This is a genomic window from Stenotrophomonas sp. TWI809 (genome assembly GCF_039673205.1).
In the GTDB taxonomy this organism is placed as follows: domain Bacteria; phylum Pseudomonadota; class Gammaproteobacteria; order Xanthomonadales; family Xanthomonadaceae; genus Stenotrophomonas.
In genome coordinates this window covers 97,942-118,978 of record NZ_JBDJLE010000007.1, presented here as the reverse complement: position 1 = coordinate 118,978, position 21,037 = coordinate 97,942, and the positions used below count along the sequence as shown (strand labels likewise).

Annotated in this window: 15 protein-coding genes, 1 tRNA gene and 1 pseudogene; 10 read left to right on the top strand and 7 right to left on the bottom strand. The window is 68.8% G+C overall.

Annotated features, from left to right (window positions below):
- The first annotated feature begins 52 nt into the window (after window positions 1-52).
- Window positions 53-859: a helix-turn-helix transcriptional regulator gene (locus ABE472_RS07830; RefSeq protein WP_123730689.1), complete on the top strand. Its 807-nt coding sequence runs from the start codon at window positions 53-55 to the stop codon at window positions 857-859.
- On the opposite strand, the gene ABE472_RS07825 is transcribed toward ABE472_RS07830, so the two are convergent.
- Window positions 849-1,238, bottom strand: coding sequence for a hypothetical protein (locus ABE472_RS07825; RefSeq protein WP_346465990.1), 390 nt, complete (start codon window positions 1,236-1,238; stop codon window positions 849-851). The genes ABE472_RS07830 and ABE472_RS07825 overlap by 11 nt on opposite strands.
- Before the next feature lie 223 nt (window positions 1,239-1,461).
- On the opposite strand from ABE472_RS07825, the gene ABE472_RS07820 reads away from it, so the two are divergent.
- Both ABE472_RS07820 and ABE472_RS07815 read left to right on the top strand, forming a co-directional pair.
- Window positions 1,462-2,484, top strand: coding sequence for an NADP-dependent oxidoreductase (locus ABE472_RS07820; protein WP_346463791.1), 1,023 nt, complete (start codon window positions 1,462-1,464; stop codon window positions 2,482-2,484).
- Window positions 2,485-2,608: 124 nt separating this feature from the next.
- Complete coding sequence (locus tag ABE472_RS07815) at window positions 2,609-2,779, top strand: hypothetical protein (protein ID WP_176989378.1); 171 nt, start codon at window positions 2,609-2,611, stop codon at window positions 2,777-2,779.
- Window positions 2,780-2,849: 70 nt separating this feature from the next.
- Here ABE472_RS07815 and ABE472_RS07810 read toward each other — a convergent pair.
- Window positions 2,850-2,925, bottom strand: a tRNA-Ala gene (locus ABE472_RS07810).
- 104 nt (window positions 2,926-3,029) lie between these two features.
- Window positions 3,030-4,355 carry an acetamidase/formamidase family protein gene (locus ABE472_RS07805; RefSeq protein WP_346465989.1) on the bottom strand — a complete coding sequence of 442 codons (1,326 nt, stop codon included), beginning with the start codon at window positions 4,353-4,355 and terminating at the stop codon, window positions 3,030-3,032.
- A gap of 332 nt (window positions 4,356-4,687) precedes the next feature.
- Here ABE472_RS07805 and ABE472_RS07800 point away from each other — a divergent pair, with 332 nt between their 5' ends.
- Entirely contained in the window at window positions 4,688-7,036 is a 2,349-nt protein-coding gene (locus ABE472_RS07800; RefSeq protein ID WP_313209003.1) for a TonB-dependent receptor, read from the top strand.
- Window positions 7,037-7,124: 88 nt separating this feature from the next.
- On the opposite strand, the gene ABE472_RS07795 is transcribed toward ABE472_RS07800, so the two are convergent.
- Both ABE472_RS07795 and rnd read right to left on the bottom strand, forming a co-directional pair.
- Window positions 7,125-8,303, bottom strand: a complete 1,179-nt coding sequence (locus ABE472_RS07795) for a serine hydrolase domain-containing protein (protein ID WP_346465988.1) — start codon at window positions 8,301-8,303, stop codon at window positions 7,125-7,127.
- 323 nt (window positions 8,304-8,626) lie between these two features.
- Window positions 8,627-9,670 (bottom strand): annotated as a pseudogene (gene rnd, locus ABE472_RS07790) (ribonuclease D); the annotation flags it as partial.
- A 310-nt stretch (window positions 9,671-9,980) separates the two neighbouring features.
- Here rnd and ABE472_RS07785 point away from each other — a divergent pair.
- Both ABE472_RS07785 and ABE472_RS07780 read left to right on the top strand, forming a co-directional pair.
- A complete protein-coding gene (locus tag ABE472_RS07785) occupies window positions 9,981-11,807 on the top strand; it encodes a formylglycine-generating enzyme family protein (protein WP_313209018.1) in 1,827 nt (608 codons plus the stop codon).
- A 108-nt stretch (window positions 11,808-11,915) separates the two neighbouring features.
- Window positions 11,916-12,818, top strand: a complete 903-nt coding sequence (locus ABE472_RS07780) for a M48 family metallopeptidase (RefSeq protein ID WP_346465987.1) — start codon at window positions 11,916-11,918, stop codon at window positions 12,816-12,818.
- Window positions 12,819-12,851: 33 nt separating this feature from the next.
- Here ABE472_RS07780 and xseA read toward each other — a convergent pair whose 3' ends face one another.
- Entirely contained in the window at window positions 12,852-14,192 is a 1,341-nt protein-coding gene (gene xseA / locus ABE472_RS07775; protein WP_313209007.1) for an exodeoxyribonuclease VII large subunit, read from the bottom strand.
- Between the two features lie 60 nt (window positions 14,193-14,252).
- The gene (gene queG / locus ABE472_RS07770; RefSeq protein WP_346465986.1) at window positions 14,253-15,341 is read right to left on the bottom strand and encodes a tRNA epoxyqueuosine(34) reductase QueG; all 1,089 of its coding nucleotides are present in this window, start codon (window positions 15,339-15,341) and stop codon (window positions 14,253-14,255) included.
- Window positions 15,342-15,413: 72 nt separating this feature from the next.
- On the opposite strand from queG, the gene ABE472_RS07765 reads away from it, so the two are divergent.
- The 4 genes from ABE472_RS07765 (at window position 15,414) to mutL (ending at window position 21,037) form a co-directional block, all read left to right on the top strand.
- The gene (locus ABE472_RS07765; RefSeq protein WP_346465985.1) at window positions 15,414-16,892 is read left to right on the top strand and encodes an NAD(P)H-hydrate dehydratase; all 1,479 of its coding nucleotides are present in this window, start codon (window positions 15,414-15,416) and stop codon (window positions 16,890-16,892) included.
- Window positions 16,893-16,894: 2 nt separating this feature from the next.
- Window positions 16,895-17,377 carry a tRNA (adenosine(37)-N6)-threonylcarbamoyltransferase complex ATPase subunit type 1 TsaE gene (gene tsaE / locus ABE472_RS07760; protein ID WP_259261485.1) on the top strand — a complete coding sequence of 161 codons (483 nt, stop codon included), beginning with the start codon at window positions 16,895-16,897 and terminating at the stop codon, window positions 17,375-17,377.
- Window positions 17,378-17,465: 88 nt separating this feature from the next.
- Window positions 17,466-19,058, top strand: a complete 1,593-nt coding sequence (locus ABE472_RS07755; protein ID WP_346465998.1) for an N-acetylmuramoyl-L-alanine amidase — start codon at window positions 17,466-17,468, stop codon at window positions 19,056-19,058.
- A gap of 107 nt (window positions 19,059-19,165) precedes the next feature.
- Window positions 19,166-21,037 carry a DNA mismatch repair endonuclease MutL gene (gene mutL / locus ABE472_RS07750; protein WP_346465984.1) on the top strand — a complete coding sequence of 624 codons (1,872 nt, stop codon included), beginning with the start codon at window positions 19,166-19,168 and terminating at the stop codon, window positions 21,035-21,037.

Genomic DNA, 21,037 nt, shown 5'->3' with positions numbered 1-21,037 from the left:
GAGGTGACCGCGTCTTTCGATAGAATGACCCATCCTGTCGATGAGGCGTCACATGGCCACGGCGGAACCCACTGCGCCGGGTTGGCGCGAAGTCCCGGTGCCGCCGCTGCGGCGTCTGCCCTGGCCGGTGGTGGCGCGCAGCCAGCGACTGGAGGCGGGCGAGCGCTTCCCGCCGCACGTGCACGGCTGGAACCAGCTGGTCCACGCCAGCACGGGTGTGCTGCAGGCCAGCGCCGGGCAGGCACGTCACGTGATCACCCCGCAGCAGGCGCTGTGGGTGCCGACGGGCACGTCCCATCACACGGGCGCGTTGAATACCTCGGCGTTCCGCAATCTTTACGTGGCGGATGGGCCGGCACTGGGTATGCCCACGCATTGCGTGGTACTCGATGTGTCACCGCTGTTGCGCGAACTGATCATTGAACTCGATCGCACCGTGCCCGATCACGACCGCACCTACTACGCCACCTTGTGCACCCTGATCACTGCGCAGTTGCCGCGCCAGCGGCAGCACACCCGGCACCTGCCGTGGCCGCAGGATGCGCGCCTGCAGCGCTGGTGCCAGGCACTGTACGAGCAACCTGCCGATACCCGCAGCGTGGAGGACTGGGCGCCCTTGCTGGGGGCATCGCCGCGTACCCTGGCGCGCCACTTTGAACGCGAGACCGGCATGCGGCTGCGCGAGTGGCGGTTGCGGCTGCGCCTGCTGCGCGCCATCGAGTGGCTGGCGCAGGGGCGTTCGCCCACGGTAATCGCGCACGAGCTGGGCTATGCCTCGGCGTCGGCGTTCAACTACATGTTCCGGATCGAGATGGGCATGAGCCCGCTGCAATGGAAGCGCGCACGCCCTACGGCGTGACCGGGCAGGCCAGGCTGACCAGCCGCTCATCCTCGAAGCGTGCACGGATCGAGCCGTTGTCGGCCTTGCCTTCGGGCCACTCCGCTTCGGCGCCCGCACCAGGCAGGGGATTGCCCAGGTGGAAGTACACGCGGCCACGGCTGTCGCCGACCTGCACTTTGTTGCATGCCACGATAGGTGACGCCATCTCGCCGCAGTCGCCCTGCAGCAGGCACAGGCGCGTGTGGCACTTGCCTGCACCGGACGACCAATGGCCTTGCGCGGCCAGGCAACCGGGCTCGGTCGCCAGAATCGCCCAGCATGTCAGGCCGAACACCGTGGTGGCGGACATCAACACGGGCAGCAGGTAGCGGCGTCGGCTGGAGGAGGGAACGTTCATGACGCGATCATGCGCCCTGGCCGGCGGCGCGGGCAACGCATGCGCGGTGCAGCGTACGGATGGAATGCTGTGACGCCATCGGGATGATCGGTCCCTGTCGCACAAGGTGATTGCACAGCCGCGTCGTCCTGCACCGATGGAACGCTGTTTTACCCCCCGCCCGGACGTGCCTGGACGGCGTACTGTCGGGATTCCTTTTTCGTCTCCCCGGAGCGATCCTCTGATGACCGCGCTCACCAACACCCGCATCGTCCTCGCCTCGCGCCCGAACGGTGCTCCCGTCTCGTCCAACTTCCGTATCGAACACGTGCCGGTTCCCGCGCCTGGCCCGGGCGAGGTGCTGCTGCGCAATCGCTATCTGTCGCTGGATCCCTACATGCGCGGTCGCATGGAGGAGGGGCCGTCCTACGCCGCACCGGTTGCGCTGGATGCGGTGATGGAAGGGCGCACCGTTGCTGAAGTGCTCGCCTCCAACCATCCCGGTTTCGCCATCGGCGAGCATGTGCTGGCTCAGGGCAACTGGCAGACGCATGCCGTCATCGACGGCGATCAGCTCAGCCGCAAGCTGGAAGACAACGGCCTGCCGATCAGCACTGCACTGGGCGTGTACGGCATGCCCGGATTCACGGCGTACGTGGGCCTGCAGGAAATCGGCAAGCCGCAGCCGGGCGAAACGCTCGTGGTGGCGGCTGCCAGCGGCCCGGTGGGCGCGACGGTGGGTCAGATCGCCAAGCTGCAGGGTGCGCGCACGGTGGGCATTGCCGGTGGCGAGCAGAAGCGCGCGTATCTGGAAACGCTGGGCTTCGATGTAGCGCTGGATCACCGCGCCGACGATTTCGCCGCGCAGTTGCGTGCGGCGGTGCCCGACGGCATCGATGTCTACTTCGAGAACGTCGGGGGACACGTCTTCGATGCGGTCGCGCCATTGCTCAACGACTTCGCGCGCATTCCGGTCTGCGGCACGATCGCCACCTACAACGCGCGCGGTGCGGTGTTGCCCGGGCCGGACCGGCTGCCGGGTTTCATGAGCCAGGTGCTGCGCCAGCGCCTGACCGTGCGCGGCTTCATCCAGTCGGATCTGCACGCCTTCTTCCCTGCGTTCCTGCGCGACATGGGGCAGTGGCTGAAGGACGGCCGCGTGCAGTATCGCGAGGACATCGTGCAGGGACTGGAACGCGCGCCGGAGGCCTTCTTCGGACTGCTCAAGGGCCACAACTTCGGCAAGCTGGTGGTCAAGCTGGATTGAGCGGCGCGGGGCGTGTGAGTGCGACGTGTGCAAGGCCGTGCCGATCGTGATTCGTGCATCACGATCGGCCGGTTAGCCTGCGGATGAAGGCCCCGTACCGGGAACCGCACAAGTGAGTAGACCCATGGCAGACACCAAGCCCAGCGAACACGGCAAGCAGGAAGGCATCGAAGAGAGCCAGCAGGACCGCAAGCAGGATGAAACCGCCAAGCAGCGGCCGGGGCAGACCGATCAAGCGATCCACGATGCAGGCACGCGCCGGCCGGAGCGCAAGGACACTCCCGAGGGCGCGTGAGCAACTGCGCGAAGGCTGTGAAAACAAGAGCGCCCCGGGAAGCTGATTCCCGGGGCGTTCTGTTGAATAGTGGTGGAGCCAAGGAGGATCGAACTCCTGACCTCGTCGATGCGAACGACGCGCTCTCCCAGCTGAGCTATGGCCCCACGGATGCTGCTGCTGCGTGGCGTCACCGGCCTCGGCCGTACCCCGCAATGCGCCTAGTCTAGCGCCGACCGGCGGCGCCTGCCAAGTGGGGCCTGCGTTCGGCTCAGTGCCTGCCGCGCGCCTCGGCGGGCGCGCGTTCCACCTGCTGCAGCAGGGATTTGTCCAGTTTGGCGGCCACGCCGACGCTGCGCCCGGCCAGGTTGGCCACCACGAAGCTGACCGAACTCCCCAGCACCTGGGCCGTCTCGGACAGGCTCAACCCGTAGTCCTGTTCCAGCCACTGCGCCATCCCGGCGGTCGCCGCGCGCAGGGCCTCATCCAGCGAGCCGGCCTGGCCCAGGACCATCAACTGCGTGGCCGATTCCACCCGCGGCGCTGACTGCGCCCGGGACTTGATCACCTCCACGCTGAAGTCCACGTCCATCGAGGTCTCCAGCGCGTACTGCGAGGTTTCGCCATCGCCCTGCAGTGCGTGCGCATCACCCAGGTAGAGCAGGGCGCCGGGCTGGGATACCGGCAGATACACGGTCGCGCCCTCGCGGATTTCGTTGAAGTCCATGTTGCCGCCGAAGCGGCCGGTGTCGCCGGTGGAGATCGGCGCGTTGCCGAACCCAGGTGCCACCGCCAGCCCGCCGAGCATCGGCCTGACCGGCACCCAGAAGTCCTTGAGCTTGCCGGTGGCCGCCTCTGGACGGGCACGGCCGCGTTCGCGGTCCAGGGTCCAGCGCACCGGTTTGTCCAGCGCGGTGGCCTTCGCCGCCAGGGCCGGTGTCAGCGCGCGTCCCACGATGCTGTCCAGGCTGTCGGCGTAGTCACGGTTTAAGCGCAGGCGTTTGATGTGGATCGCCAGCACATCGCCGGGCTCGGCCTCCATCACATAGAACGGCCCCGTCTGCGGATTGCCGAACAGCGCCCGGGTCTGGCCCTTGGCGTCCACGCCGCCGGAATCCAGCGTCGTGGTGCGCACGCTGTCGCCCGGCCAGATCGTCAGCACGGGTGCGCGGTGGGGTGAGAACTCGTTCGAATAGGAGGTGGGCACGAAGTCATGCTGGCGGGGGCCGTCGGCCGGCCGCTCGGGCAGACGGCGCGCGCTGAAGGGGTGCATCGCGCGTCGCTCGCTGGCGTTGGTGTCGGGATAATCGGCCGTACCGCGCAGGGTCGTGCCGGTCTGCTCGCCGCGGAAGCGGTAGGTCGCGCCATCGCTGCCGGTGACGACAAACGCCAGCGCGTTGCCCTGGCGGCTGCCCTGCAGGGTGTCCCCATCGAAGCGCCCCTCCACCGGACCCTGCTGGTCGGGCAGGGTGAGCAGCTGGTAGGCCGGGTTTCCCCACAGGTCGGTGGTGACCAGCCACTGTGCGGGCGATTCGGCGGCGTGGGCGGCCGAGGCGGACAACAACAGGAGCAGGCAGGCCAGTTGGCGAGAGGACATGCGGAGATCTCGTGGATGACCGGTTCAGTGTTCGCCGCCGCTGCCAGGGCGACAAGTGCCGGGCGACACGTGACCGATGGCCCGGAAAGCGTCACACGCGAATCCCGCCCTTCCGGCGCGCGCCTTGGCCGGGCATAATCCGCGCCAGAAAACGCGGCCGCATAGCCAGTGGACCAGGGGGGCCGGACAGCCGTCGCCCACAACGCCCTGACACCAATCTGCAACATCCAGCCAATACCGTGCCGCATCGCTGTCTCCACAGCGATGTCGATTTCCTATGGTGCCCGGCCATCGCGCCGGCTGCCCCGATCTGTACTACCCGAGACCTCTGCATGCCCGCTCTACGCCACGCCCCTGTGTCGACGCGTCTTCTCTCCCGTTCCCTCTCCACCACCGCCGTGCTGCCGCGCCGCCGCGCGCTGGCGCTGGCCTGCGCGTCCGCTGCGCTGATGCTGTCCGCTGCCGCCTCGGCGCAGGACGCGCAGTCCGCCAGCGCCACCTCGCTGGACACCATCACCGTCACCGCCGACCACCGCGAGCGCAACCTGCAGGACGTGCCGGTCTCGGTCGGCGTGGTGCAGGGCGAGAAGATCCGCGACTACACCGCTGGCGGCGATGACACCCTGCTGGCGCTGTCGGGCAAGGTGCCCAGCTTCTACGCTGAAACCACCACCGGCCGCATCTTCCCGCGCTTCTACATCCGTGGCCTGGGCAACATCGATTTCTACCTGGGTGCCTCGCAGCCGGTGTCGATCATCCAGGACGACGTGGTGCTTGAGCACGTGGTGCTGAAGTCCAACCCGGTCTACGACGTGGACCAGATCGAAGTGCTGCGCGGCCCGCAGGGCACGCTGTTCGGCCGCAACACCACCGCCGGCATCGTCAAGTTCGACACAATCAAGCCGAGCCAGGACTACAGCGGCCGCGTGCAGGCCAGCTATGGCTCGTACGGCAGCGTGGCCATCGATGGCGGCTTCGGCGGCCCGATCAACGACATCGCCTCGTTCCGCGTGTCGGCGCTGTACCAGCACCGCGATGATTACGTCGACAACACCTACCGCGGCCCGAGCGCCGATGGCACGGTCTCGCCGAAGAAGAACGCGATGGGCGGCTTCGACGACCGCAACGTGCGCGCGCAGCTGCTGCTGCAGCCGAGCGACAACTTCTCGCTGCTGGCCTCGGCCCACGCACGCGATTACGACGGCACCTCGACCCTGTTCCTGCGCAGCGCGCTGACCAAGGGCTCCAACAAGACCGACGTGCCGCGCGACCAGGTCGCCTACGACGAAGCCGACAACAACCCGCAGGCCTACAAGACCTACGGCGGGTCGGTGAAGGCGATCTACGACTTCGGCAACGTCTCGCTGACCTCGATCACCGCCTACGAAACCACCTCCGGCTACAGCCGCGGTGACACCGACGGCGGCGCCGCCGTGAACTATCCGGTCAACGGCGTGCCGAACGGCTACGGCCAGTCGATGGGCCAGATCCGCGATCTGGACCAGTGGACCCAGGAGTTCCGTCTGGCCAACGCCGATGACAACCGCCTGAAGTGGCAGGTCGGCGCGTTCTACTTCGACGGCCGCGACACCACCGATTTCTACCAGCGCGCCTGGTTCCTGCAGGGCAATGCCCGCAATCCGAACAACTGGGTGCGCCTGCGCAACGTCAACACCTCCTGGGCTGGTTTCGGCCAGGTCAGCTATGACGTGACCGACAAGTTCACCCTGACCGCCGGCTTGCGCCAGACCAAGGACGAGAAGAAGACCCGTCTGCTCAAGACCGCCGATACCGCCGCCGGTGCCGTGACCTACAAGGGCCGCACCTACGTGGAGATGTCCGACACCACGCCGAGCTGGGACCTGAGCGCGATGTACGCGTTCAACCCGCAGCTGAGCGTGTATGCGCGCGTGGCCCGCGGCTTCCGTGGCCCGACCATCCAGGGCCGTTCGGCCGTGTTCAATGCCGATTTCACCACGGCGAACTCGGAAACCATCCTGTCCTGGGAAGCCGGCATCAAGAGCAGCCTGTGGGACAACCGCCTGCGCGTGAACGCCGCCGCGTTCACCTACGTGGTCAATGACATCCAGCTCAACGGCAACGATTCGGACGGCAACGGCGTGCTGTTCAACGCCGACAAGGCCAAGGCCTACGGTCTGGAAGCGGACATGGAGCTGCGCCCGATCCCGAACCTGGCCCTGAGCGCCGGTGTCAGCCTGCTGCACAGCAAGATCCAGGACGACCGCGTGTACGCGCAGGTCTGTGCCCTGAACGGCGCCGTGGTGTGCACCGTGAATGACCCGACCATCAAGGTCGGTGCCAACACCTTCGCGCAGATCAACGGCAACCCGTTGCCGAACGCACCGAAGTACAACATCAACCTGGCCGCGCGTTACGACATGCCGGTCAATGACAGCGATGTGTTCTTCGTCTCCACCGATTGGAACAAGCAGGGCTATACCAGCTTCGTGCTGTACGACTCGGCCGAGTTCAACTCCAAGGGCAGCTTCGAAGGCGGCCTGAAGCTGGGCTACTCTGCCAACTACGGTGCCTGGGAAGTGGCGCTGTTCGCGCGCAACATCACCAATGAGAAGAACCTCAAGGGTGTGATCGAGAACTACATGGCCGCGGTCTACAACGAACCGCGCACCGTGGGTGTGTCGCTCAACATGAACTGGTAAGACACGCGATCGCCGGTGCCGCAGGGCACCGGTGAGCGTGATGCGTGTTCCGACAACGCCCCGCACCTGCGGGGCGTTGTCGTTTCTGCTACTTGGCGGGCGCCCCGGCTGCAGCGGGCGCCAGCTCGGCGAACAGTCCGCCCAGCACGCCCATGGTGGCCTGGTCGGCGCCCATGTCTTCGGCGGCATTTGCGATGGCGATAACGCCGTTGTTCTGGCCAGGGAACAGCACCACCCAGGCCAGCCAGTTGCCGTCCGAGCCGCCGTGCACCAGCACCGGCCCCTGGCGACCGGCGATCGACGGCTGCACGCCCCAGTCCAGCCCGGAGCCACTGCCCGGCTGAACGGTCTGCATCAGCGCGTAGGACGCCGCTGTCAGCAACCTGCCTTTGCCCTGGCTGCCCGCGAGCTGATCGATGGCGAACAGCGCCAGATCGTGCAGTCGCATATGCAGGTTGCCGGCGGCAGTGTAGAGCGGCGGCACCCCGTCATCGGCCTTCTGCGGCGCGGTGGTCACCGGCTTGCCGCCGCGATGGCCCACCGGTTGCCCGGCCGGAGTGGGGCCGAACCCGGCACCGGTCATGCCCAGCGGCTGGAACACTTCGCGCTGCATCAGCGTTTCCACGTCCTTGCCCGTGGCACGTTCGGCGATCACCGCCGCGATCAGGAAGCCGCTGTTGCTGTAGGCGAATTCGGTGCCGGGCGGATGCACCGGCGCTTCGGCCAGGGCTGCCTTGACGTAAGCCTCGCGCTGCACGGGCAGGGCCCGGCTATCGACGAAGAACGCGTCCAGCGCGGCGGCGTCGGTGAGGTTTTCCGGCAGGCCGGCGCGGTGCGAGAGCAACTGCACGAGGGTGACGCTGCGGTAGGCCGGCTGCATCTGTGCGGCGACGTCGGGCAACAATGTCGACAGCGGCGCATCCCAGCCCAACACGCCCTGTTCGACCAATCGCGCGATCATGGCCACGGTGATCGGTTTGCCGGTGGAGCCGATCATCCATTGATCCTCCGTGGTGACCGGCGTGGACGCATCGTTGCGGCGGACGCCCCGCACGGCATGTTCAGCGACCTTGCCATCGCGGATGACCAGCACGCCCATGGCCGGTGTGGCGGTGCCCTGCAGGGCCTGCGCGAGCCGTGCGTTCAGATCATCGGCAGCGCTGGCCGTGGTGGCCGGCAGCAGCAGGGTCATGCCGAGCCAGCGGTGCAGGCGGCGCGTGGTGCGGCGAGGGGTGGGGGCGTTCCTTCGAGTCGCGATCAGATGCATGGGAGTCCTTTGCGCAGCCGCGTGGGCAGAACCTGCGCCGGCGGCACGGTCCTGCGGGATGCCGTGTCCGGACCGCGCCTGGAGCAGGCGGGGAACGGTGCGTGCGATTCACTCTTGCATGCGTTTCAGACCCGCGTATGTGTCTGCAGTCATGCCGATGGCGGCAGGTCAAAAGGGTGACGCGATCCGTTCAGGAATCGACGGCGTTGCGCCGTCGTCAGTGCACTGAAACGCTGGGCGAGGCGGTGCATCGGTGCGGTGAGATACGCACCCATGCACCACCGTCCGGCCCCCCGCCGCCACACCCGCCCGAGGATAGGCGCCAGCTGCGCCTGGCGCCAGCCCGCGAGCGCGGCCGGCCATTGGCGGCTTTCCAGATAGCTTTCCAGATGCTTGCGCGAGGCGAGCACCCCATCAGGCAGGCCGAGTTCGGCGCTGCGCGCGCTGACGGCATCCTGCAGCCGCTTGAGCGCCTGCTTGTTGGCATCGTTGGCCGGCAGCGCCAGCGGTGCCTCGGCTTCGTCGGCCAGTGGGGTGGACAGCGCCTGCCACACCTGGGCGGCCAGTTTGCGCGGGGCCTTGGGGAAGCCTTCCATCAGCTTGGACAACGCCTCCACATCGGCCGGCGGGGTGCGTGCGAGCACGGCAGCCAGTTCGTTGTCGAGTACCCAGCTGCGCGGCTTGTCACTGGCGCGCGCCTGCACGTCGCGCCAGCGCAGCAGCCGCAGCAGGCGCAGCTGCGCGGGGGTATCCATGAACTGTGCCGAGCGCATCGCCACGTGCGGCCAGCGCTCTTCATCGTGTTCGACACTGGCGAGCAGGCGCTCGGCGTCGTCCTGCAGCCATTGGCGGCGGCCCAGTTCTTCCAGGCGGGCCTCGATGGTGTCGTGGATCTGGAACAGGTATTCCACGTCGTCGGCGGCGTACTCCAGCTGCGCCTCCGAGAGCGGGCGGCGCATCCAGTCCGAGCGGGTTTCGCCCTTGGCCAAGGTGACGCCGGTGACTGCCGTGACCAGTTTCTGGTAGCCCATGCCGCCGCCGATGCCGGCCAGCGACGCACCGATCTGGGTATCGAACAGCGGCCGCGGCAGCACGCCGCAGGCGACCTTGAAGGTGACCAGGTCTTCGCTGGCGCTATGCATGATCTTGAGGATCGAGGTGTCGGCCAGCCACGGGGCCAGGGCCGCGTTCATGCCGGGGATCAGCGGGTCGATCAGCAGGATTTCATCACCGACCGCCATCTGCACCAGCGCCAGTTGCGGCCAGTAGGTGCGTTCGCGGATGAATTCGGTGTCCAGGCCGATGCGGGTGGGGCGCTGGCGGTAGCGCTCGTCCAGTTCCGCCGGGGTTTTGATCCAGTAAGCCACGTGGGATTCCATGTACTGCAAAGGGGTGCTCAGGTCGGGGAGGATAGCCTAACGCCATGCGATGCCATGCCATGTCCGGCATCCCGCCGTGCGGTGATGAACGCCCGGGCCGGGGACGGTCGCCCCCCGCGACGGTGGCGATTATGATGATCCCCTGCCTGCGCCTGCGGCATGCCCCCTGGATCGCCATCGCGCCCCGGGCGGCGGCTTGCGACGTGGCGTGGGCACCAGCAAGACGATGACACGCCCCAAGGACCCCCATTTGCGACCGTCAGGCCCATTGCCGCTGCTGTTCACTGCTCTGTTGGGCATGCTGGCCGCATGTTCTCCCGCGCCCGCGCCGGCACCGTCGGCAGCGCCGGCGGCCAAGCCGGCTGCCGCACCGGCCAAAGCGAGCGCGCCGGTGGCGCAGGTCACCATCGGAGGCGAGGACGCTGCCGAGACGGTGGAGCGCTGGCAGCCACCTGCCGTCACCCTCGTTGACGACGACGTTGTCCAGGCTCGCCGCGACGCCGCACGCGCCTTCGAGGAAGACCGGCTGTACCGCACCGCCGAGGACGCGATCCCGATCTGGCTTGCCCTGCTGCAGCACGACCCCAAGGACCGCGTGGCCGAGGCCGGGCTGAAACGCGCGCGGCAACGCCTGCTGCAGGAGGCGTCCGCCTTGTTGCAGCGGCCGCTCAAGCAGCGCGAGGCCTTGGCCCAGGCCAGCGAGATGGCCCTGGTACTGCTGACCCTGGCGCCGGACGATCCCAAGGTGCGCGAGCTGCAGTCGCGGGTGGAAATTGCCCAGCGCGTGGTGGCGTACAACCGCGCCGGCGAAGACGATCTGCGCGCGGACCGCATCGGCGAAGACGGCGATGGCGCCATTCCCAATTTCCGTGAAGCACTCGCACTGGACGCGGACAACCCCCGCGCCCGGCAAGGACTGGCAGCGGCCGAGAGCGCGCTGATCCGGCGTGCCGAGACGGCGGCGCTGGCGGCCGATTTCGCGACGGCCGGTACCTGGCTGGCCGAAGCGGCCAAGGTCCGGGACTCCTCCATCACCATTGCCGACGCCTTCGAACGTATCGAGAAGATCCGCTCCGACACCCTGGTGCGGCTGCGTAACGAGGGTCTGCGCGATCTGGCCACGCCACAGGGACTCAAGCCGGCCCGGCAGAAGCTGGAAGATGCCCTGCGCATCGCGCTGCCCGGTGATCCTGTCGTGGGGCAGCTGCGCGAGCGCATCGAACTGGTCACCCATTACGGCAGCTTCCGGCCGCGGCAGGTGTTCAGCGACGCGCTGCGCGATGGCGGCCGCGGGCCGCAGATGATCGTGGTGCCGCACGGCGGGTTCCAGATGGGCGCGGCCGAGAACGAGCTCGGCGCGACCGATGCCGAGAAGCCCGCGCACTACGTGCGCTTCGAGCGCGGCTTCGCGATGTCGATCACCGAAGTGACGGTCGCCGATTTCCGCCGCTATGTGCAGGCTACCAAGGCCCGCCCCCGGGCCACGCGGCGCGGCCATTCGATCGTGTATGACGAGCGCAGCGGCAACTTCGTCCGGCGCAGCGGGGTGGACTGGCAGTCCGATTACAACGGGGCCGAGGCGATCGCCAACCTGCCGGTGATGCACGTCAGCGTGCGCGATGCCGAGAATTACGCGACCTGGCTGTCCGAACAGACCGGGCGCTCCTACCGGTTGCCCAGCGAGGCCGAATTCGAGTACGCGCTCCGCGCCGGCAGCAGCGGCCGGTATCCATGGGGTGATGCGGGCACGCCGCCCGCGCGCGCGGGCAATTTCACCGGGGCCGAGGATGTCTCGCCCTCCGGACGGCACTGGTACAACGCCTTCGTCGGCTATGGCGATGGGTATTGGGGGCCGGCCCCGGTGGCCAGCTTCGATCCCAATCCGTGGGGTCTGCACGACATTGCCGGCAACCTCAGCGAATGGGTGGCCGACTGCTGGCATGCCAGCTACCGGCGGGCGCCGTCCGATGGCGTCGCGTGGTTCAACCCGGGCTGCCGGCAGCGCGTGATCCGCGGTGGCAACTGGGCCAATGCGCCGGCACAGACCCGCGCGGCGTGGCGGCAATCGCAGGATTCGGACACCACCAGCGCACGGATCGGCTTCCGGCTGGTCCGTGGCATCTGAGGATGTCCCCGATGTGAGGTGACGGGATTTCACCCGGCCCCCCGGCGCGCGCTCTAGGATTGGCACAGTGTCGGGCAGGGTGCCGCGGCCATCTCAGGAACCACGCGCATGCGCAACGATCCATTCGGCGGTCAGCAGCAGGGCCGCGCCCGGCGGCCAGGCCTGTTCGGCAACATCCGCTGGTGGGTGCTGCTGGCGTTTGCCGGCTATGCCGCGTTCTACTGGTTCTCCAACCGTGCGGTGGATCCGTATACCGGCGAAAGCGTGTTGATCGACAGCTCGCTTGATGCGACCCAGGAAAAGGCGCTGGGCCTGCAGGCCTACAAGGAGATCCTGGCGCAGGAGCGACCGCTGGATCCCAGTGCGCCACAGTCACGCGAAATCCAGGCGATCGCCCAGCGCCTGATCGCCAAGGTGGACGTCGTGGAAACCGCGCTCGCCGAAGAGCATGGCCTGAAGCCTGCGCACTTCGCGCGGGAGTTCGAATGGGAGGTCAACGTGATCCCGTCCGACCAGGCCAATGCGTTCTGCCTGCCGGGCGGCAAGATGGCGGTCTACACGGGGCTGATCCCGGTGGCGCGGACGGTGGACGCGATGGCGGTGGTGATGGGGCATGAAATCGCGCATGCGTTGCTGCGCCATGGCGCCCAGCGGATGGCCCAGCAGAAGATGACGCAGATCGGACAGATGGCCGGTGCCGCCAGTGGCATGGACCCGCAACAGCAGCAGATGATGATGTCGGCGATGGGCTACGGCTACCTGCTGCCGTACGCGCGCAGCCATGAGACCCAGGCCGATGAAGTGGGCCTGATGCTGGCCGCGGCCGCGTGTTTCGATCCGCAGGAAGCCATTCCGCTGTGGGAGCGGATGGGGCAGGTCAGTGGGGGGCAGTCAACGTCGGAATTCGCGTCCACGCATCCCAACCCGGGCACGCGCATCCAGAACCTGCAGGCGTTGATGCCCAAGGCGATGGAGTACCGGCAGAAATTCTGCGAAAGCGCAGGGCGTTGAAGGCGAACTGCGCAGCAGTGTAGGCGTGGCGGATCAGCGCGCCGGTTCGTTGACCGTTACGTCGATCACGCCGTCCTGCACGCGTGCCTTGAGCGTGTCGCCCGGGCGCACCTGCAACGGCGAACGCACCAGACTGCCATCGTCCTCGCGGGTCAGGATCGCGTAGCCACGCGCGACGGTGGCCAGCGGGCTGACCGCCTCCATCGAACGGGCGAGCGCACGCAGGCGCAGGGCGTCGCGCTGCAGCTGGCGGCCGATCGCACTGTCCGCACGCGGCTGCAGGCGTTGCAGGCGCTCACGCAGGGCATCCAGCCGGCGCTGCGGATGACCGCTGCGCAGCACGGCCGCTGCGTGGCGCAGCTGGGCCAGACGGCCCTGATGCTGTGTCGTCCACGCCGCGTGCAGACGGCGCGCGACGTCCTGCTGGCGGCGCTGCAACAGCTGCAGGCGTGATTGCGGGCTCTGCGCGTTGAGGCGGAGCAGGGCACGGTCCGCGCGCTGCATGGCCTGTCCCAGGCTGTGCCGCTGCAGCTGCGCCAGACGCGCGTCGAGGCGACGCACACGCAGCAGCAGGTCACGCTGATCAGGCACCAGCAGTTCGGCCGCGACCGACGGCGTCGGCGCGCGCAGATCGGCGGCGAAGTCGGCCAGGCTGAAGTCGGTTTCGTGACCCACGGCAGACACCACCGGGGTCTGGCTGGCCGCGATCGCGCGGGTCAGCTGCTCATCGTTGAAGGCCCAGAGATCTTCCATCGAGCCGCCACCGCGGGTCAGCAGGATCACGTCATAGCGGCCGCTGGCATCGGCGCCACGCAGCAGCGAGGTGATCTGCGCGGCAGCGCTGTCGCCCTGCACCAGGCTGGGCAGCAGATCGACCTCGAGCATCGGGAAACGCCGTTCAAGGACGCTCAGCACGTCGCGTACCGCCGCGCCGGTGGGCGAGGTGATCACCGCTAGGCGACGCACATGCGCCGGCAGCGGGCGTTTGCGCTCCGGCGCGAACAGGCCCTCGGCCTCCAGGCGCGCCTTGAGCTGCTCGAAGGCGCGGCGCAGGGCGCCTTCGCCGGCTTCTTCCATGTGGTCGAGCACCATCTGGTACTCGCCGCGGGCTTCGTACAGGGTCAGCCGGCCACGCGCGAGCACGCGCATGCCTTCGCGCGGCACGAACTTCAGCCACTGGCTCTTGGGCTTGAACAACGCCGCGCGGATCTGCGACCGCGCGTCCTTCAGCGTGAAGTACATATGGCCCGAGGCCGGGCGCGTCACGCTGCCCAGCTCGGCCTCCACCCAGATCAACGGGAATGCGCCCTCCAGCAGGTCGCGGGCCAGGATGTTGAGCTGGCTGGGCGTGAGAATCTGCGCGCTGCGGTCCATGGAGGAATCAGGCCAAACGGTACGAACGGGGGGCCATGGTCGCACGTCGGCGGCAATGCTTCATCCCGCGGCGGCGCGGTCGGCGTGCTGCTGCAGCGCCCAGGCCACATGCTCGCGCACGATCGCCGAAGGATGCTCGCGTCGTGCCTGCAGCGCGGCCAGCGTCTCGGCATGGGCAGGTGCATTGCCCAGCGCCACGGCGATGTTGCGCAGCCAGCGTTCATGCCCGCTGCGGCGGATCGGGCTGCCCTCGGTGCGGCGCAGGAACTCGTCTTCTTCCCAGGCGAACAGCTGGGCGAGCGAGGCGGTGTCCAGATCGTTGCGCGCGCGGAAATCCGGCTCGTCGGTGCGCTTGGCGAACTTGTTCCAGGGGCAGACCAGCTGGCAGTCGTCGCAGCCGTAGATGCGGTTGCCCATCGCCGTGCGCATTTCCTCGGGAATCGCGCCGTCGTGTTCGATGGTGAGGTAGGAGATGCAGCGGCGTGCATCCAGGCGGTGCGGGGCGATGATCGCCTGGGTCGGGCAGACATCGATGCAGCGCGTGCAGGTGCCGCAGTGTGCGGTGGCCGGTGTATCCACCGGCAGCGGCAGGTCGACGTAGATCTCGCCGATGAAGAACCACGAGCCGCCCTGTTTGTCGATCAGGCAGGTGTGCTTGCCGATCCAGCCCAGCCCGGCATTGCGGGCGAGCGCGCGCTCCAGCACCGGGGCCGAATCAACGAACACGCGGTAGCCGAACGGCCCGATCTCGGCGGCGATGCTGTCGGCGAACTTCTGCAGCCGGTTGCGCATCAGCTTGTGGTAATCGCGGCCCAGCGCGTATCGCGCCACGTAGGCGCGGTCACCATCGTGCAGGGTGGCCCAGGCTTCAGCGTCGTCCTTGTGGCCGTAATCCATGCCGACCGAGATCACCCGCACCGTGCCCGGCAGCAGTTCGTCCGGCCGGGCGCGCAGCGTGCCGTGGCGCGCCATCCACTCCATCGTGCCGTACAGGCCCTTGCCCAGCCAATCGGCCAGGTGCGCCTCGTCTTCGCGCAGATCGATGCCGGATACCCCGCAGCGCTGGAAGCCGTGCACGCCCGCGATCGCACGGATGCGTTCGGCGGCACGGGCCAGATGGACGGGGGCGGGCAGGGGAACGGCGGACATGGCCTGGGCGGAAACGGAGCCTGGGGAGGGCGCGACAAGGCTGCGCCTGGGCGACAAGTATAGAATCCCGGCATGCCCGAGCTTGCTGAACTGTTCGATATCGCCGCTGCGCGCCGCCTGGATGCGCAGGCCAGTGCCTTGCTGGGCGATGGGGGTGCCTCGCTGATGGAGCAGGCCGGCCAGGCCGCCTGGCACTGCCTGCTGGAGCGCTGGCCGCAGGCGCAGCGCATTGGTGTGGTGGTGGGGGCCGGCAACAACGGCGGCGATGGCTACGTGCTGGCCCGTCTGGCCCGTGAAGCCGGCCGCCTGGTAACGGCGCTGCGGCTGGACGCCGATGCGCCAGCCACGACGTTGGCGCAGCGGGCCGAGCAGGCGTTCATCGCCACCGGCGGTGCGGTGGCGCGCTTCGATGGGGCGCTCCCGCCGGTAGACCTGCTGGTGGACGCGCTGTTCGGCATCGGCCTGAACCGCGCGCCGGCCGGTGCCGCGGTGGATCTGATCATGGCCATCAACGGCGCTGGCGTGCCGGTGCTGTCGCTGGACGTGCCCAGCGGCGTGGATGCGCGCACCGGTCACGTGCCGGGCATTGCCATCCGCGCCACGGTCACCCTGCAGTTCATCGTGCGCCACCAGGGGCTGTATACCGGCGCAGCGCTGGAGCATGTCGGCGGTCGCCGCCTGGCCGCGCTGGACCTGCCCGCGGACGCTGGCGAAGGCGTGCAGTACAGCGCCGAGTGCTGGCAGCAACCGCGCCTGCGCGCGCAGCTGCCGGCGCGACGCGCCAACACCCACAAGGGCGAATCCGGCCACGTGCTGTGCGTGGGCGGCAACCTCGGCAGCGGCGGCGCGGTGATGCTGGCCAGTGAATCGGCGTTGCGCGCGGGCGCAGGGCTGGTGAGTGTGGCGACGCAGCCACCGCATGTGGCACCGCTGCTGGCGCGCCTGCCCGAAGCGATGGTGCATGCCGTCCAGGACGCGCAGGAACTGCAGGCCCTGCTGCCCCGCGCGGGGGTGATCGCGATCGGGCCTGGCCTGGGCCAGGACGACTGGGCGCACGAACTCTGGCGCCAGGTGCTGGCCAGCGGCAAGCCGCTGGTGGTCGATGCCGACGCCCTGAACCTGCTGGCCAAGGCGCCGCAGCCGCTCCATGACGCGATCCTGACCCCGCACCCGGGCGAGGCCGCGCGCCTGCTCGGGCTGAGCACCGCGCAGGTGCAGGCCGACCGCTTCACGGCGGCCAAAGCGCTGGCCGAGCGTTTCCACGCGGTGGTGGTGCTCAAGGGCGCCGGCACCGTGGTCGCCGCGCCCGATGCGCCGCCGCGGGTGATGGCCGCCGGCAATCCCGGCATGGCCGTGGGTGGCATGGGCGACCTGCTCACCGGCATCATTGCCGCCCTGCGCGCGCAGGGGCTGGGCGCCTTCGATGCCGCCAGCACCGGCGCATTGCTGCACAGCCTGGCCGGCGATGCCGCCGCCAGTGACGGCCAGCGGGGCCTGCTTCCCACCGATCTGCTGGCGCCGCTGCGCCGGCTGGTCAATCCGGACGTTTGAACATGATCGAGTTTTTCCTCGCGCAGACCGAAGACACCGACCTGCTCGGGCAATGGCTGGCCGCGACCCGGCCGCCGCAGGCGGTGATGCAGCTGCAGGGCGACCTGGGGGCCGGTAAATCCACCCTGGCCCGCGCACTGCTGCGCGCGCTGGGCGTGCAGGGGGCGATCCGCAGCCCGACCTACACCCTGGTGGAGCGCTACCCGCTGGCCGACGGCCACGAGGCCTGGCACCTGGATCTGTACCGGATCGGCAACGCACAGGAGCTGGATTTCCTCGGGCTGGACGAGGGCAGCGCCTCGCTGTGGCTGGTCGAGTGGCCCGAGCGCGGTGCCGGTGCCTTGCCGCCGACCGACCTCGAAGTGGCCCTGGATATCCAGGGACAGGGGCGTCGCGCCCGGCTCACCGCCACCAGTCCGGCCGGTCGTGAATGGCTCGCTCGGCTGCCCCAAGGGGGTGACTTGCAGGCCCTTTCTGTCGGCTGACACTAGGAAACACCGGCAGGTTACGGATTATTAAGGGAAAAGGAGTTGCATTTCATTCAGCGCGGTGATTGAATCCAGACCCATGCCAATGGGGAAATCACTCGCCGCCCTCTGCACTGCCGTCGGACTCTGTCTGGCGAGCGCGCTGTCGTGGGCGGGCGAAGTCCGCCAGGTGGCCGTGGAGACCGGTGCGACCGGTACCCGTGCGGAGATTTCGCTGGCCGGCAGCGGGGGCTACAAGACCCTGTCGCTGGCCGGTCCGAACCGCCTGGTGGTGGATTTCCCGGACTCCAGCGCGATCCGCAACCTCAAACTGCCTGCGCCCAAGGGCGTGGTCACCGCTGTCCGCACCGGGCAGCCGGTGCCAGGTACGTTCCGCGTGGTGTTCGATCTGGCCGAGTCGGTCGCGCCGTTCCGCCCGCAGATGATCAAGCAGGGCAATGAGTCGCGCTTGGTGATCGAGTGGCCGGGCGATGCGCCGGCCGCGCCCCCCGTTGCCAGTGCGCCCGCGCCCACCGCGGCCGCAGCGCCTTCGCCCACGCCAGCGGCGTCGATGCCGGCCGCCGCGCCGGCACCGACCCCCGCACCGACCGCCGCCCAGACTGCACAGGCACGCAGCGATGCCGCGCGCGCCACCGCCTTGCTGACCGCGTCGGTACGCCAGCAGGCCAGCGCCACGGTCGCCACCTCGGCGCCGGGCCCGGCTGCCGCGACGGCCACCACCGTCAACGTCGCTGCGGCTGGGACCGCCAACGCGGCCAGCAACAGCGCGTCGCCGGCCGCGATCCTGGCTGGTCAGTCGACCCCGGCGGTCGTGGCCAGTGCGCCGGTTCCCGCGCCCGCGCCGACCCCGGCGCTGCAGGACAACCCGCGTCCGGCCATGCCCAGCGACGCTTCGCGCGTGAAGATGCGCGCCGGTATGCGCCCACTGGTGATCGCGATCGATCCCGGCCATGGCGGCCAGGATCCCGGCGCCGTCGGCCCGACCGGCAAGCGCGAAAAAGACATTACCCTGGCGGTGGCACGTGAACTGGCCCGCCAGGTCAATGCGACGCCCGGGCTGAAGGCCTACCTGACCCGCGACAGCGACGTGTTCATTCCGCTGCCGATGCGCGCGCAGAAGGCGCGTGCGGCCAAGGCCGACATGTTCATCTCGATCCACGCCGATGCCGCCGAGAACCGGGCCGCGACCGGCTCCTCGGTGTACGTGCTCTCCACCAAGGGCGCCTCCTCGCAGCGTGCGCGCTGGCTGGCCGACAAGGAAAACGCCGCCGATCTGGTCGGTGGCGTGCGCCTGCAGCAGACCGAAGGCACCCTGGCCAACGTGCTGCTGGATCTGGCCCAGAGCGGTTACATGAAGGCCTCCGAAGACGCGGCCGGGCATGTGCTGGGCGGCCTGAAGCGGATCGGCAAGAACCACAAGCCCAATATCGAGCGTGCGAACTTCGCGGTACTGCGCACCTCGGACATGCCGGCGATGCTGGTCGAAACCGCCTTCATCTCCAACCCGGATGAAGAGCGCCGCCTGATCGATCCGGCGTACCAGCGCCAGATCGCCGGCGCGGTGCTGGACGGTGTGCACACCTTCTTCAGCCGTCAGCCGCCGCCGGGCACGCTGTACGCCGCGCGCGCCCAGGCGGAAATCGATGCCGCCGGCACCGTGGCGGGCGGCAGCAAGTAACCCCTCCGGGCTGCACTGCCCGGCGCACGCTATCATCACGGGATGACGTCCGTTTCCCGAATTCCCAGCGCCACCACGCCCGCCACCTCCACTGCCCGGAGGTGCGCATGAGCATCCGCCAACTCCCTGAGATCCTGATCAACCAGATCGCCGCCGGCGAGGTGGTCGAACGCCCGGCGTCGGTGGTCAAGGAACTGGTCGAAAACGCGTTGGACGCCGGCGCCACCCGCGTGGATATCGACCTGGAAGAGGGCGGTGTGCGGCTGATCCGCATCCGCGACGACGGCGGCGGCATCGCCCCGGAAGAGCTGCCGCTGGCAGTGTCGCGGCATGCAACCAGCAAGATCGCCAGCCTGGATGATCTGGAGTCGGTGGCGACGCTCGGCTTCCGCGGCGAAGCGCTGCCGTCGATCGCCTCGGTCAGCCGCTTCACCCTGAGCTCGCGCCGCGCCATCGACGAGCACGGTTCGGCCCTGCAGATCGAAGGCGGTCGGCTGGGCGAAGTCACGCCGCGTGCGCATGCGCCCGGCACCACGGTGGAAGTGCGCGAGCTGTTCTACAACGTACCGGCGCGCCGCAAGTTCCTGCGCGCCGAGCGCACCGAGCTGGGCCATATCGAAGAGTGGCTGCGCTCGCTCGCGCTGGCGCGCCCGGATGTCGAGCTGCGCGTGTCGCACAACGGCAAACCCTCGCGCCGCTACAAGCCCGGCGACCTGTACTCGGATGCGCGCCTGGGCGAAACACTGGGCGAAGACTTCGCCAACCAGGCGCTGCGGGTGGATCACAGCGGGGCCGGTCTGCGCCTGCACGGCTGGATCGCGCAGCCGCACTATTCGCGGGCCAGCACCGATCAGCAGTACCTGTACGTCAACGGCCGTTCGGTGCGCGATCGCAGTGTCGCCCATGCGGTGAAGATGGCCTACGGCGACGTGCTGTTCCATGGCCGTCAGCCGGCGTACGTGCTGTTCCTGGAACTCGATCCGACCCGCGTGGACGTCAACGTGCACCCGGCCAAGCATGAGGTTCGCTTCCGCGACTCGCGCCTGATCCACGATTTCGTCTACCGCACGCTCAAGGAAGCGCTGGCCGACACCCGTGCCGGCATGACCGCGGCCGGTCCCCAGGTGCATGCCACCGAGAGTGCCGCTACCGCGGCGCCGGCCTACGGCCTGCCGTCCGCCGGCAGCACCGGCTATGCGCTCGCCGGCAACGGAGCAGGCGGCGGCATGGGCGGCGACTGGCGCCCGCAGCAATCCCCCTTGGGGCTGCGCGTGGCCGATGCGCCGTCCGCCTATGCAGCGCTGTATGGCGCGCCGGGCGGTACCGCAGCGACCGGCAGCCTGCCGCCCATGCCGACCGAAAACGGCCTGCCGATGACCGCAGCCGACAGTGGCGTGCCGCCGCTGGGTTATGCGATCGCGCAGTTGCATGGCATCTACATCCTGGCCGAGAACGCCGAAGGCCTGATCGTGGTGGACATGCACGCGGCGCACGAACGCATCGGCTACGAACGCCTGAAAACCGCACACGATGGCATGGGCCTGCATGCGCAGCCGCTGCTGGTGCCGATCACCCTGGCGGTGGGCGAACGCGATGCCGACACCGCCGAGCGCGAGGCCGAAACCTTGACCTCGCTGGGCTTTGAGATCACCCGCGCCGGCCCCGGTTCACTGCACGTACGCAGCATTCCGGCGTTGCTGGCCAATGCCGAACCCGAAGCGCTGCTGCGCGACGTGCTCACCGACCTGCGCGAGCATGGGCAGAGCCGACGCATTGCCAGTGCCCGCGACGAACTGCTGTCCACCATGGCCTGCCACGGCGCGGTGCGCGCCAACCGGCGGCTGACCGTGCCGGAAATGAACGGCCTGCTGCGCGACATGGAAATTACCGAACGCTCGGGTCAGTGCAATCACGGCCGACCGACCTGGGCGCGTTTTTCGCTGGCGGAAATCGACCGCTGGTTCCTGCGCGGACGTTGA

What these genes read in the sequence shown, in the direction of transcription:
- ABE472_RS07825 (WP_346465990.1), bottom strand. Translation starts at nt 1,238, where the DNA reads ATGAACGTTCCCTCCTCCAGCCGACGCCGCTACCTGCTGCCCGTGTTG.
- ABE472_RS07755 (WP_346465998.1), top strand. Translation starts at nt 17,466, where the DNA reads ATGGGGAAATCACTCGCCGCCCTCTGCACTGCCGTCGGACTCTGTCTG.
- ABE472_RS07780 (WP_346465987.1), top strand. Translation starts at nt 11,916, where the DNA reads ATGCGCAACGATCCATTCGGCGGTCAGCAGCAGGGCCGCGCCCGGCGG.
- mutL (WP_346465984.1), top strand. Translation starts at nt 19,166, where the DNA reads ATGAGCATCCGCCAACTCCCTGAGATCCTGATCAACCAGATCGCCGCC.
- tsaE (WP_259261485.1), top strand. Translation starts at nt 16,895, where the DNA reads ATGATCGAGTTTTTCCTCGCGCAGACCGAAGACACCGACCTGCTCGGG.
- ABE472_RS07800 (WP_313209003.1), top strand. Translation starts at nt 4,688, where the DNA reads ATGCCCGCTCTACGCCACGCCCCTGTGTCGACGCGTCTTCTCTCCCGT.
- ABE472_RS07830 (WP_123730689.1), top strand. Translation starts at nt 53, where the DNA reads ATGGCCACGGCGGAACCCACTGCGCCGGGTTGGCGCGAAGTCCCGGTG.
- ABE472_RS07765 (WP_346465985.1), top strand. Translation starts at nt 15,414, where the DNA reads ATGCCCGAGCTTGCTGAACTGTTCGATATCGCCGCTGCGCGCCGCCTG.
- ABE472_RS07795 (WP_346465988.1), bottom strand. Translation starts at nt 8,303, where the DNA reads ATGCATCTGATCGCGACTCGAAGGAACGCCCCCACCCCTCGCCGCACC.
- ABE472_RS07785 (WP_313209018.1), top strand. Translation starts at nt 9,981, where the DNA reads ATGCTGGCCGCATGTTCTCCCGCGCCCGCGCCGGCACCGTCGGCAGCG.
- ABE472_RS07805 (WP_346465989.1), bottom strand. Translation starts at nt 4,355, where the DNA reads ATGTCCTCTCGCCAACTGGCCTGCCTGCTCCTGTTGTTGTCCGCCTCG.
- ABE472_RS07820 (WP_346463791.1), top strand. Translation starts at nt 1,462, where the DNA reads ATGACCGCGCTCACCAACACCCGCATCGTCCTCGCCTCGCGCCCGAAC.
- ABE472_RS07815 (WP_176989378.1), top strand. Translation starts at nt 2,609, where the DNA reads ATGGCAGACACCAAGCCCAGCGAACACGGCAAGCAGGAAGGCATCGAA.
- xseA (WP_313209007.1), bottom strand. Translation starts at nt 14,192, where the DNA reads ATGGACCGCAGCGCGCAGATTCTCACGCCCAGCCAGCTCAACATCCTG.
- queG (WP_346465986.1), bottom strand. Translation starts at nt 15,341, where the DNA reads ATGTCCGCCGTTCCCCTGCCCGCCCCCGTCCATCTGGCCCGTGCCGCC.